Genomic DNA, 12,205 nt, shown 5'->3' with positions numbered 1-12,205 from the left:
TAAATTTAAAAAGCGCGACGGAAGTAGCTTCGCCCGCCGCGCCGTGAAATTTTACGCCGAATATAGGCCTATTTATCGTGTCCTTGCAGATATGCGATCGCGCTAAGTGCGGCAACCGCGCCGTCACCTGCCGCGCAGACGACCTGTTTAGGCGCATCCTGCCTCATATCGCCCGCCGCAAATAGCCCGTGTACGCTTGTTTGCATCTTTAAATTTACCGCGACCTGCCCGCCGGGCGTGACATCGCAGATGAACTTGCCATCATCGCCCTTTAGCACCTCGTTTCGCACGTCAAGCCCCACGAATACGAAGATCCCAGGCAGCTGCAGCTCGCGCGTGGCGCCGCTGGTTTTATCCTTGACGACGACGCCCGTTACGCCGCTTGCATCGCCCTTGATCTGCTCTACGAGCGCGCTTGTAATAAGCTCGATATTCTCACTTTCGCGCACCCTTTGCACGGTCGAAGGCGCAGCGCGAAACTCATCGCGGCGGTGGATCAGATAGACTTTGGAGCAGATTTTAGCTAGATACAGCGCTTCTTCTAACGCCGTGTCGCCGCCGCCTAGCACGGCAACCTCTTTGCCCTTGTAAAAAAACCCGTCGCAGGTCGCGCAGGTACTGACGCCGCGACCGAAAAACTCATCCTCGCCCTCAATCCCCGCGCGGCGCGGAGTAGAACCCGTAGCGACGATAACGGCACGCGCGCGACGTGTTTGATCGCCCTCGAGATAGATCGTAAAATTTCCGTCGCCGTCTTTTGAGACGCGCAGCACGCGCACCATCTCATGCTTTAAGCCGAAGCGGAAGCACTGCTCCTGCCAAGGCGCCATAAAGCTCATCCCGTCGGTTACTGCGGCGACGCCCGGATAGTTTTCCATCTCGGAGCTTGAGGTGATCTGCCCGCCGGGCATCCCCATCTCAAACATCACGACGTCCTTTAAACCGCCTCTTGTAGCATAAAGACCCCCCGCCGCTAGCCCCGCAGGGCCGCCGCCGATAATTGCTAAATCTAACATTTTTTCTCCTTAATTATTTTATTAAGTAAAGTCGCGAGCGCTAAATTTACGAATTTAATTAATAAAACGATGAGTAGGAGAAAAAAAGGGCGAAAGCCGCCCTTTTAAAATTTACAGAAGCGAGTTTAGTTTGTCGGCTATGATCTGCTTAGATTGCGCGCCAATGAGCTGAGCTTTTAGCTCGCCGTCTTTGAAAAATAGAATCGTAGGGATCGAGCGCACGCCGAACCGCACCGCCAAATCCTGCGCTTCGTCGGTATTTACTTTGCAAATTTTAGCCTTGCCCTCGTAATCGTTCGCAAGCTCCTCGATGATCGGGGCGATCATACGGCACGGCCCGCACCAAGGTGCCCAAAAATCGACTAGCGCGACACCCTCTTTAATAACGTCGAAATTCTCCGAAGTAAGCTCTATATACTTTCCCATAATGTTCTCCTTGTGTTAAAATTCCGCGGATTATAGTTCATTATCTTAAATAAATAATAAAAATTCTAATTCAAAAAGATATGTTGGCGATAAATTTTATCTGCTTTGGATAAACTTCCACGACGTCGATCTGCCACGGCTCATCCGCATCGCAGCTCATCAGATAAAATTCCGCCGCCTTTAAAATTTTATCCATCTTAGCACTAGTTACGCGCTCTGCAGCGTCGTAATCGCCGCTCGTGGCCTTTACTTCTACGAAGTGCAAAATCCCGTCTTTGCGCGCGACAATATCGATCTCGCCGAAGCGGCAGCGGAAATTTCGCTTTAAAATTTCAAATCCTTCGCCGCGTAAAAATTCCGCCGCACGGTCCTCGCAGGCAAAGCCAAAAATGTATTCTTTTAAGCTCAACTTAGCTTTCGATCCTGATCATAAAAGGCTTCTGCGTGATGAAATTTTCGCCGCCGATCACGCTTATTGCGCGCTTTATGTCTTTCTCACAGCACGTATGCGTCGTGAAAAACAGCGTCACTTCCTCGTCCGTTTTGAGCTTCGGCTTTTGCAAAAAGCTGTCGATCGAAAGATCGTTTAAGCTCATAATGTTCGTAAGCTTCGCAAGCACGCCTTTCTCGTCGCGCACGCGCAACCTAAAATAATACTTCGTGCGGATCTGCTCGCTAGGCAGAATTTGCATAAAATTTTTACTCGGTAAAATTTTATATCCGAGCATCGGGTTTTTGTTATCGCGCGCGATGTCGATGAGATCGCTTATAACGGCGCTTGCCGTAGCACTACCGCCCGCGCCAGGTCCGTAATACATACTCTCGCCGACGCAGTCTCCGTAGATGCTCACGCCGTTCATCACGCCGTCTACTTTTGAGAGCATTTGATCTTTTGAAATGAGCGCAGGATGGACGCGCAGCTCGACTTTATTATCGCACGCGCGCTTGGCTACAGCAAGCAGCTTGATTATGAAATCAAATTCGCGCGCAAAATAGATATCCTCCTGCGTGATCTCCTCGATCCCCTCTATTAGGATATCTTCCGGATCGCCGTGCACGCCGTATGCGATGCTAGCTAAGATTAAAAGCTTATGCGCCGCGTCGAACCCGCCGATGTCAAAGCTTGGATTGGCTTCGGCGTAACCGAGCTCTTGAGCTCGCTTTAGCGCGTCCTCAAATTTCTCGTTTTTTTGCATCATATTCGTAAGGATAAAGTTGCTCGTGCCGTTTACGATGCCGATTATTTTTTCGATACGATTGGCGCTTAGCCCCTCGCGCAGAGTTTTAATGATCGGAATTCCGCCCGCCACGCTCGCTTCAAATCCAAAAGGCGTATCGCCCGCTAGAGCCTGGAGCTTGTAGCGATGATAAGCCAAAAGTGCCTTATTTGCGGTAATGACCGCTTTTTTGCGCTTTAAAATTTCGCTTACGATCTCGTAGGGCTTTTCTATTCCACCCATAAGCTCTACAAAAACGTCGATGTCATCGCGCTCGATGATACTCCTAGCGTCGCTGCTAAGCGGAATTTGCACGTCCCTTTTTTTGCTCGTATCGCGCACTAGCCCGATTACGGGCTCTATGCTAACGCCTGCACGCGCAAGAATGATATCTTTGTTTTTGATCAAAATATTTGCAACTTCGCTACCTACGGTACCGACGCCTAAAATCGCTACCTTCATCAGATCTCTTTCAAATATTTTTTTATATTTCTAGCGGCCTGACGGGTCCTGTTTTCGTTTTCGATAAAGGCGATCCGCACATAATCGTCTCCCGCCGCGCCAAAGCCAACGCCCGGGCTTACGGCGACGCACGCCTTAGTAAGAAGCTGCTTGGAAAACTCCATGCTCCTTAGATGAGCCGCCGCTGGCGGCAATTTCGCCCACGCAAACATCGACGCGCTAGGTTTTGCGATCTGCCAGCCCGCGTCCGCAAAAGCGTCGATCAAAAAATTCCTACGCTTCTCATAGCTCGCGCGGATCTCCTCTACGCACTCTTGCGGCCCGTCCAGCGCGATCGTGGCGGCTACTTGGATCGGCGTAAACATACCGTAATCAAACCAAGATTTGATCTTTTTAAGCGCGGCGACTAGCTTTTTGTTACCGCCAACAAAACCCACGCGCCAGCCCGCCATATTGTAGCTTTTAGAAAGCGTGTACGCCTCGACTGCGACGTCCTTCGCACCCTGAACCTCAAAAATGGACGGTGTTTTGTAATCGTCAAAAGCGATCTCTGCGTAAGCGATATCGCTGATGATATAAAACCGCTCCTGTCGCGCCATCGCCACGAGCCGCTCGTAGAAGCTCTTTTGCACGACGACAGTGGTAGGGTTGTGCGGGAAATTTACGACGACGTATTTTGGGCGCGGAATGCTCTCGTCGAAAGTTCTTTGTAGATCGATGAAAAATTTATTTTCATTAAAATTTAAATTCTCATCATAGGCAAGCGGGATTTTAACGACGTTACCGCCCGCGATGATGAAGGCTTGAGTGTGGATCGGATACGCAGGATCGGGCACTACCGCGACATCGCCCGGATTTATGATCGCGCTAGTTAGATGCACGAAGCCCTCTTTTGAGCCCATCACGGCGACGATCTCACTTTCTGGATCCAAGATCACGCCGTATTTGCGCTTGTACCAATTCGCGCACGCAAGTCGCAGCTTGTAGATGCCCTGGCTTACGGAGTAGCCGTGGGTCTTGTCCTTTTGCGCGCTTTCGCAAAGCTTGTCGATTATATGCTGCGGCGTCCTGCCGTCGGGATTACCCATCGAAAAATCGATTATATCCTCGCCGGCCCTGCGCGCCGCCATTTTTATGGCGTTAACCTCGGCAAAAACGTAATTGGGCAAACGCTCGATTTTTGAAAAACGGATTTCGTCAAACATCCTAAACCTCTTATCTTAAAGTAATTTTCAAGCTTTATTTAAAATTTTGCGCTTTAACGCCGCGATCTGCTCGTGCCGCGCGAAAGCTAAATTTCAAGCCTTAGTGGCAATGCGGCGGCGCTTTTATACCGCTAAGGCGTTTAAAACCCTTGCCTCGCTAAAATTTAAAAAATCGCCGAGACATTGATCGTTTAAATTTAGCGCGTCGACACTTTGCTGCGACACTTAAATTTACATCCGATCAAAACAATAACGATCAAAGCTGCCGTTTTTACGCCGCGCCTCGAACGATGCCCTTTAAATTTACCGCGCTACCGCAAGCGGCCGCAACGCTTGAAATTTTATCCAATGCGGCGCAGTTCGAACCTTTAAATTTACGCTCGCGGGTTTAAATTTAAACTGCGCACCACAGCGAGCTGAAATTTTACCCTCTGTCCTCTGCGGCAAAATTCTACGAGCAAAAAACCGCGCACGAGAGCGGAGACTTTACCACTTCTTGCCTTTGTTTAGGCGCTGAAACTCATCGGTTGAAATTTTAGTGACGTTGCCGTCTTTGACGCGGAGCTTTTGAGTGTTTTTTTCGTTGAAGCTCACATTGCCGTCCGCCTTGCCGACCTCAAACATTCCGTGCCCGGTGGCGATGAGCAGATCCTCGTCTCCTTGCGAAGCGACGACGTAAGGGGTATTGATGACCATCTCGCGCTTCTTGCCGCTTTTTAGATCAATGATCCCGATCCACATCTTGCCGCGTGGATTAAGCACGATATCTTTGCTGGGCGCAGGTGCGCTTTGCGTGGCGTTTTCGTCGGTGGAATTTTCCTCCGTTTTGGCACTCGCGCGCTCGATCCTGATAGAGCGATCCAGCGCGTTTAGCGAGCTTAAATTTTCATCCGCAGCAGCTTCTGCATTGATATCCGATTTTAGTGCGAATTTTTCATCTGTAGTGTTGTGCGAAACGACGTCGATACCGATATTTTCAAGCTTTTTTTGAGTGTTATTTACGATTGGAGCGTCCGAGTAGGTGGTTTTGTTTTGTTCCCATAAAAGCGAGCCCAAAAATTCGCCGAAGCTTTTATAAAGTCCGAAATAAAAGATTGTGCCTATGATTAATACCATTGCAAGCAGCCATAAAAGCCAACCGCTGCCGCTTTTATTAGGGCTGACCCTTTGACCATAGACCTGCTCGACTTTGGCCTTTTTAACGGGCACAAAGCCCTCTTTTGCGATCTCGAACTCGCTTATCCAGTCCGACAGATCCAGCCCGAACTCGCGCTCTAAAATTTTAATGTAGCCCCTAACATTAAAATTTGCTAGCTTCTCGAAGTCTTTGTTGATGATGTATTCTAAATTTTGCGCGTCGATGCGCGTCGTGCGCGCTATCTCGATCAGATCCATAGATTTTAATTTATCTAGATCGCTATTTTCTGGCTGCTGTGTTTGCTCCAGCTTCTCGGTTTGTTCCGCCTGCTCGTCCGTATTATTTAACTTCTCTTTTATTTCTTCCATTTAAAATTCCATCGCACAGTATCGCAAATGCCGCACTTACGTTAAGCGAGTCCCAGCCTTCGCGCATCTTTATTGATACCGCGCGGTCGCATTTTTTAAGCGTCCTAGCAGGTATCCCCTCTTCTTCGTTCCCCATTACGAGTGCGTTTTTCGCGCCGAGCTTTAACTCCTTAAAGTTCGTCCCGTCCGCACTCGCGGCGTAAATTTCAAAGCCGCTTTGTTTAAGCTCGTTTATCACGCTAAGCCCGTCTGCGACCTTAACGACGTTTAGCTCATACGCCGCGCCCGAGCTTGCGCGCACTACGCCCGCCATATTTAGATTATTTGCGACGACGATCACGCTGTCCGTGCCCAAAGCATAGGCGCTGCGCATTATCGCGCCGATATTCCCGACATCGGTAAGCCCATAAAGGATCGGCACGAATTTATCGTCTTTGACGCTAGCAAGATCGCCGAAGCTAAACTCCTCCACCTCGGCCAAGAAGCCTTGATGGTTGCCGCCGCGAGCGAGGGCTTGAGCTTTTTTCGCATCGGCGCGCTCGATCTTTACACCGGTAGCGGCAATCTTTTTAAAAATTTCTTTCTCGCACTCCTTGGCAAGGATGATGCGGATAAATTTCTGCGGATGCCGGTTTAAAAGATGCAAAAACAGCTGCTTGCCGTAAATAATCATTTTGGGATTTTAGCGAAAAACGGTTAAAATATGACTTAGCGTATCAAATTTTTATATATTTCTTTGGCGGGTTCGCCGCTGATTTTTGAGAGTAGTTTTGCTTTTATTTTCGGCGCAATCTCAAGCGACAGAATATCTTCCTGCGTGATTTTTTCAAAGCTCTTTTCGCCTGCGCCGTCAATCACGACACACCATTCGCCGTTTAAATTTGCGCCGTTTAAGCTCAGCAAAACCTCTGCGGCGCTACCAAAAAATTTGGTTTCAAATTTTTTGGTAGCTTCTTTGATCGCAAAAATTTTGCGCTGCGCGTCGATCCCCGCGATCTGCTCAATTAGCTTTATCACGCGCTTTGGAGATTCATAGAGCACGCACGGATAGGGGCTTTGCATTAAATTTAGGATCTGGGCTTTGCGCTGCGCGCCGTCATTATTCAAAAAGCCTAAAAAGCTAAATTCTTTCTCCACTAGTCCGCTTGCGGCGGCTGCGAGCAGCAGAGCGTTTGCGCCGCTAAGCACCTCGTAAGGCGCGCCGCTTCGTTGCGCAAATTTTACGAGCGCAATTCCCGGATCGCTGATGCAGGGCATGCCGGCGTCGCTTACGTATGCGCAAACCTTTTCGCGCAGAAGCGCCGCATCAAAGCCTGCGAAAAACTCCGCTTCGTTGTGCGTGTGCAGCGAGTAAAACTGTGAAATTTTAAATGAAATTTGAAATTTATCGGATAATAAGTTTAGAAGTTTTTTTGAAACCCTCGTATCCTCGCAGATTAGGATTTCGCAGCTTTGCAATACCTCAAGCGCGCGGCTCGAGATATCGCTTAGATTTCCTATCGGCGTAGGAATGAGATATAGCAACTATTTCATTCCATATTTTTGCTTAAATTTCTCGACGCGACCCGCGCTATCTACGATCTTCTCGCTGCCAGTGAAAAACGGATGGCAGTTGGAGCAGATATCGACGCGGATCTCAGGCTTGTTCGAGCGCGTTTTAAAAGTGTTTCCGCAAGCGCAGGTAACGGTCGTTTCGACAAAGTTTGGATGGATATCTTTTTTCATTTTTGATCCTTTTTGATGATTTTAAAAGGTTGCGATTATACAACTTTTTTATCTAAAAAGCAAATTCAAAGGGTTTTAAAAAACTCTCGACAAAGCGCGGATTTTCTTTTTGAATAAGCTTTTTTGGACGCGAAATTTTAAAATTTAGCCCGCTTTGCGGGTAAAATTTTGATTTGTCGCAGCCTGCTATGCGTGCAAGCACAGCGCGCGAAGATATGCTGCGGCGAATACGCGCCGCGCGTTAAGCCACGATAAAACACGAAGGTCGCGCAGGCGAAATTTTAAATTCCAAAATTTAAAGCGTACGACTTTTTAAATTTTAAAATTTGCCGAGCGTTTAAAACATCAGCTTCGCGCAAGTTGCGATCAGCGCGGTGTTTGAGCGCAAAATATAAGGGCTATTAAGCGCATAGGCGTTTTTGAATTTCTCCCTTTCGCGCGGCGAAAATCCGCCTTCGGGGCCGACGAACGCGATCTCATCGCCGCCGAAAATGTCGATGTTCTTGCCGCCAAAATCGATCAGGCTTACGTTTTCATATCTTTGCGCCAGCTCGTCCGAGCCGCCCAAAACCTCGATCTGCATGATGGAATTTCGCCCGCATTGCTGCGACGAATTGATCAAAATCCGCTCCATCCTCTGCAGATCGAGCCGCACATTTTTCTGCGACAGATCAGCATAGACCAAAACAAGCCGCCCGACGCCCATCTCGTTTAGCGCAGGCAGGCTCTTTTCGATCACGGCACTCTCGACGACCGCCCAAGCGACGCAAAAATCGTGGCTCGGCGTAAAAACGGAGCTTTTAAAAACTAAATTCAAAGCCGCGCCTTTGCGCGAAATTTCGGCGATCTCATATAGATAACTCGCCCCGTCCTCAAGATTTCGCACGTCTATGCGCTCGCCCGCCCTTGCTCGTCTGGCCTTTAGGTGCAAAAACTGATCATTCTGCAAAATCAGGCTCTGTTCGCCTGCAAGCTTATCGTAAAAATATACCATCAAATAACACTCGCTATCAAAATTATCGCTAAGTTTAGCCCCAAAATCACCCGCATTTTGCGCTGATACGGCGCAAAGCTTTGGCTTAGATACGCTATTTTCAGCCGTTTGTACGATACCGCGCTAAGCGCGATCATCGCTAGCGATCCGACCGCCATGAAGTAAATTCTAAAGCTCAGATCAAAGCACAACACCGGTAACATCACGCTTCCACTGATTATCAGCGCCGCGAGAGTCGCATAATATATCGGCAAAAACAGCCTGATGCGCCTAAGAAATCTAAGCCCAGATCTGCTCTTTTGCTTTAAATTTTCAGCTTGCGGCGCGGAGACGGCGGAATTTAAAGCCTTACCGCGCGAGCAAAATTCTGCCGCCGCATCGATCTTAAGCTGGGTAAAAATCAGATAAATTATCGTTAAAATCGCCGCAGCTAACGCGAAAAATTTATGAAAGCCCAGGGCGCTTTGATACAGATAATCCATCACTTCCGCCAGAGGGTTAAATTTGCAGGATAAAATTTTGCGCGGCTAGAGCCGAAACGATTAAATTTAGACGCAAATTTTTTCGGCGCGAGATAAAACAGACCTGTTCCGCGCCTTTGAAATTTTAAAAACCTTTCAAAGCTGCCGCTGCTATTTATTGCGCCAAAATTTACCGCGCGCGCTCTCAACCTCGGTTTTGCGCCGTATCTCTCGCGCCAAGAATAAAATTTCGCAATTAGGGCTTTATAAAATTTAAAATTTCTTTGCGCAGATCGCACGGGCAAAAATGACGCCAAAATCGCACTTGCACGTCGCATACGAACCACGCAAATTTTAAAAATTTTCAAATTTAGCCGCCGATTTTTCAACGCTCCGTCCTATTCGGTCACCGGAAGCGGCGGCATATCGGCATTTATATCGACTTTAGGCTCGCTAGGCGCGATAGGCACGTCCTTCGGCACCTCGCTATCTACCGGCGGCTTTTGCAAGGTATCCTTTTTCTCATCGTCGCAACCGCCCAAGGCAAGCGCGCAGGCAAAGATCGCGCACGCGGCAAAAATGCGAACGAGCCCCGCGCCAAATTTAAAGAAATTTCTCATCAGCAGTCCTTTGGATAGATGATTTTTTCACCGCGTAGAAGCTTTTGCCAAAGCTCCGGCTGCCTCCACTCCTCGCGCACGGCGGGCGAGAATTCTATCTCATCCAGCGCGATCTCGCCCATCTGCGCATTGTAGGCGTCCTCGCGGAAGCACTGCGCGTAGCCGGTGGCCGTTTCGTGCACGATGACGCTGTGAAGCTTTACTTCGCGCTCGCCGTTTTGCATCTGAGTCAGGCTCAAAAGTCGGTCAATTAGGACGAAAAAAATTCTACAAAACTGCTCCGCGCTCGGATTTAGCGGTATCTGTACCCAGCGCGCGCTGTGTTTTTTAAGATCCGCGATATAGCTCGCATCATCGCGCGCATAGATCGTCGTGGCGTGATCGAAACTATCGATAAGCTCGCGGATACCGAGCTTCATGTAGCCGAAGTCATAAACCATCCCCGCTTCATCCAAAAAATTTGAGCTAAGTAAAATTTCGCATCTGTAGGAGTGGCCGTGGATGCTCGTGCGGCACCGCTTCGAGCCGCACAGGCGCACGATGTGAGCGTTTTCGAATTCGTATAATTTCCTAATTGTCATACCCCGTCCTTCTCGCCCCAAATTCTAATGTGCAGGCGATCGGAGTAATTATAGCCGTTTTTTAAGCAAAAATCCACGCAAAATTGCGCGCCGCTTTCCAGCTCGCGACGATCTGCGCCGCGCGGCATGCAATAAACCTCGCTCTCGCACGCCGCTAAAATTTCTATGATCTCGGGCTGCGCGTCAAACTCGGGCGAGATGACGAACTTATAAAAGCTATCCTTTGCGTTTTGCTTTAAATTTCGTAGCGCGGCGAAGTTTAACCTGCGTTCGCGCGGCTCGGCGGAGTTTGAGAGCTTAGGCGAGATCGCAAAAACGCAGCTTTTGTAAGCGGGAAATTTTTCAAAATCCACGAAAATCGTACCGTTGGTTTCGAAGTGCACTGCGTGTCCGCGCGCAAGCAGCTCGCAGACGAACTCGTAAAATAGCGCCTCTTTGTGATGCAACATCGGCTCGCCGCCGGTGATAACGACGATCGGCTTTTGGTGAAGCTTAGCACTCTGCGGTGAGGCTGAGCTTTGCGGCTTTAAATTTGAAGAATTCTGCACCGCGGAATTTAAAGAATTTTTGCTCGTTAAATTTAAAGATTTTTCTGTGCTATCGTTTGGACGGGGAAGCTTTTGCGCGGCGGCGGAATTTAAAGTATCGCTTTCAGAAAAAGGCTCGGCGGCGCAAAAGCCCGGCATAGAGCGTGCAGGTGCAGAACAGGATGAAGCGGATAAATTTGGAATTTTATTCAAAAGCTGCGCTAAATTTAAAATTTCTTCATGTTCGAAGTGATTTGTAAAAACCGCGCGGATCGTATCACAGCCGCGTAGCGTCTCGCCGGTCTTTGGCGAAATGCACTCGCCGCCGAAGCCCTCGCAGCGCAGATTACAGCCCGCAAAGCGAAAGAAAAACGCGAGCCTGCCTGCGTATTTGCCCTCGCCTTGGATACTTAAAAAGCTCTCAACAAGCCTCATCCGCCCGTCTCGTAAAATGCACGGCTTGAAATTTCATTCGAAGCGTCCGCTTGCCAGCGATTTTTTTCGGGCTTATTCGCTAAAATTTTAGCCAAAATTTCGGCGGCTGCGGCGATGTCGCCCTCTTTGACCGCCTTTTTGATGCTTAGCGCGTCCTCGAAGTAAAGACACGGGATCAAAAGCCCCTCGGCGCTTAGTCTGATGCGGTTGCAGCTCTCGCAAAAATCGTGCTTGTGCGGATCGATGATGCCGAAGGTGTAGCCGTCCCCGAGCGCGTAAAGCGACGCGGGCGAGCTCTGCAATTTTGGCAGAGCGGTAAAGATAAATTTACGCCTTAAAATATCTAAAATTTCGTTTGATTTTAATCCTGTAAGATCGCCGGCATGGGTGTTTTCCATAAATTCTATGAAGCGAATCTGGCAATCCTTCTCGCGGGCAAATTCCAGCAAATAGATCAGCTCATCGTCGTTGATGCCTTTTAGCGCGACAGTGTTTAGCTTGACTTTTAGTCCCGCTTCAAGCGCAGCGTCAAGGCCTTCTAAGACGTTATAAAGCACGCCGCGCTGAGCTATAAATTTAGCCCGCTCCGGACGCAGCGAGTCAAGCGACATATTGATGCGCTTTAGCCCCGCATTTTTCAAGGCGCGCGCGTAGTTTTTGAGATAATATCCGTTGGTAGTAAGCGCAAGATCGATGTCCGGAGCATAATCCGCAATCATCTTTATAAAATCTTCGATCCCCTTTCGCACCAGCGGTTCGCCGCCGGTTATACGGATCTTTTTCACGCCGCCGTCGATCGCGACCTTGACGAATAAAAACATCTCCTCAAAGCTTAAAATATTCTCTCGCGGCACCCAGTTAAACGGCGTGCTCGGCATGCAATATCTGCATCTGAAATTACACCGCTGCGTAACTGAAATGCGCAAATAATCGATCGTTCGTCCAAATTTATCAATTAACATATTTTGCCTTAATATCAATTTGCGGCGATTATATAAAAAACAAAGCGATTTTGCAAAATTTTATTTTT

At 48.8% G+C, this 12,205-nt stretch carries 15 protein-coding genes and 1 pseudogene; all 16 read right to left on the bottom strand.

Annotation, left to right across the window (positions count from 1 at the left end; translation table 11 throughout):
- Positions 1 to 68: 68 nt before the first annotated feature.
- The 16 genes and pseudogenes from trxB to moaA all read right to left on the bottom strand — a co-directional run bounded on the left by trxB (position 69) and on the right by moaA (position 12,137).
- Positions 69 to 1,016 carry a thioredoxin-disulfide reductase gene (gene trxB / locus Q0600_RS08170; RefSeq protein WP_298759029.1) on the bottom strand — a complete coding sequence of 316 codons (948 nt, stop codon included), beginning with the start codon at positions 1,014 to 1,016 and terminating at the stop codon, positions 69 to 71.
- Positions 1,017 to 1,127: 111 nt separating this feature from the next.
- On the bottom strand, positions 1,128 to 1,442 hold the full coding sequence (gene trxA / locus Q0600_RS08165) for a thioredoxin (protein ID WP_291938377.1): 315 nt from the start codon (positions 1,440 to 1,442) through the stop codon (positions 1,128 to 1,130).
- 70 nt (positions 1,443 to 1,512) lie between these two features.
- A complete protein-coding gene (locus Q0600_RS08160) occupies positions 1,513 to 1,851 on the bottom strand; it encodes a YraN family protein (RefSeq protein WP_298759026.1) in 339 nt (112 codons plus the stop codon).
- Position 1,852: 1 nt separating this feature from the next.
- Entirely contained in the window at positions 1,853 to 3,121 is a 1,269-nt protein-coding gene (locus Q0600_RS08155) for a homoserine dehydrogenase (RefSeq protein WP_298759024.1), read from the bottom strand.
- Positions 3,121 to 4,326 carry an LL-diaminopimelate aminotransferase gene (locus Q0600_RS08150; RefSeq protein ID WP_298759022.1) on the bottom strand — a complete coding sequence of 402 codons (1,206 nt, stop codon included), beginning with the start codon at positions 4,324 to 4,326 and terminating at the stop codon, positions 3,121 to 3,123. The genes Q0600_RS08155 and Q0600_RS08150 overlap by 1 nt, the downstream gene beginning before the upstream one ends.
- A 486-nt stretch (positions 4,327 to 4,812) precedes the next feature.
- The gene (locus Q0600_RS08145) at positions 4,813 to 5,832 is read right to left on the bottom strand and encodes a hypothetical protein (protein ID WP_298759019.1); all 1,020 of its coding nucleotides are present in this window, start codon (positions 5,830 to 5,832) and stop codon (positions 4,813 to 4,815) included.
- Positions 5,804 to 6,505, bottom strand: coding sequence for a 23S rRNA (guanosine(2251)-2'-O)-methyltransferase RlmB (rlmB, locus tag Q0600_RS08140; protein ID WP_298759016.1), 702 nt, complete (start codon positions 6,503 to 6,505; stop codon positions 5,804 to 5,806). Before rlmB ends, Q0600_RS08145 begins: the two co-directional genes overlap by 29 nt.
- 35 nt (positions 6,506 to 6,540) lie before the next feature.
- Positions 6,541 to 7,356, bottom strand: coding sequence for a 16S rRNA (cytidine(1402)-2'-O)-methyltransferase (gene rsmI / locus Q0600_RS08135; protein WP_298759014.1), 816 nt, complete (start codon positions 7,354 to 7,356; stop codon positions 6,541 to 6,543).
- The gene (rpmE, locus tag Q0600_RS08130) at positions 7,357 to 7,557 is read right to left on the bottom strand and encodes a 50S ribosomal protein L31 (protein ID WP_177387662.1); all 201 of its coding nucleotides are present in this window, start codon (positions 7,555 to 7,557) and stop codon (positions 7,357 to 7,359) included.
- A 337-nt stretch (positions 7,558 to 7,894) separates the two neighbouring features.
- Entirely contained in the window at positions 7,895 to 8,551 is a 657-nt protein-coding gene (locus Q0600_RS08125) for a 16S rRNA (uracil(1498)-N(3))-methyltransferase (RefSeq protein WP_298759117.1), read from the bottom strand.
- On the bottom strand, positions 8,551 to 9,033 hold the full coding sequence (locus tag Q0600_RS08120) for a hypothetical protein (protein ID WP_298759011.1): 483 nt from the start codon (positions 9,031 to 9,033) through the stop codon (positions 8,551 to 8,553). The genes Q0600_RS08125 and Q0600_RS08120 overlap by 1 nt, the downstream gene beginning before the upstream one ends.
- A gap of 377 nt (positions 9,034 to 9,410) precedes the next feature.
- Positions 9,411 to 9,632, bottom strand: coding sequence for a hypothetical protein (locus tag Q0600_RS08115; RefSeq protein WP_298759008.1), 222 nt, complete (start codon positions 9,630 to 9,632; stop codon positions 9,411 to 9,413).
- Positions 9,632 to 10,213, bottom strand: coding sequence for a 6-carboxytetrahydropterin synthase (locus Q0600_RS08110; protein WP_298759005.1), 582 nt, complete (start codon positions 10,211 to 10,213; stop codon positions 9,632 to 9,634). The genes Q0600_RS08115 and Q0600_RS08110 overlap by 1 nt, the downstream gene beginning before the upstream one ends.
- Positions 10,210 to 10,899, bottom strand: a complete 690-nt coding sequence (locus tag Q0600_RS08105) for a 4Fe-4S cluster-binding domain-containing protein (protein ID WP_298759114.1) — start codon at positions 10,897 to 10,899, stop codon at positions 10,210 to 10,212. The genes Q0600_RS08110 and Q0600_RS08105 overlap by 4 nt, the downstream gene beginning before the upstream one ends.
- 33 nt (positions 10,900 to 10,932) lie before the next feature.
- Positions 10,933 to 11,175: pseudogene (locus tag Q0600_RS08100) on the bottom strand (7-carboxy-7-deazaguanine synthase QueE); the annotation flags it as partial.
- On the bottom strand, positions 11,172 to 12,137 hold the full coding sequence (moaA, locus tag Q0600_RS08095) for a GTP 3',8-cyclase MoaA (RefSeq protein WP_298759002.1): 966 nt from the start codon (positions 12,135 to 12,137) through the stop codon (positions 11,172 to 11,174). The pseudogene Q0600_RS08100 and the gene moaA, both read right to left, overlap by 4 nt.
- Positions 12,138 to 12,205: the final 68 nt, after the last annotated feature.

Origin of the sequence: uncultured Campylobacter sp. (genome assembly GCF_938041645.1) — a bacterium.
Classification (GTDB): domain Bacteria; phylum Campylobacterota; class Campylobacteria; order Campylobacterales; family Campylobacteraceae; genus Campylobacter_B.
This window is presented reverse-complemented; position numbering and strand designations above follow the sequence as displayed.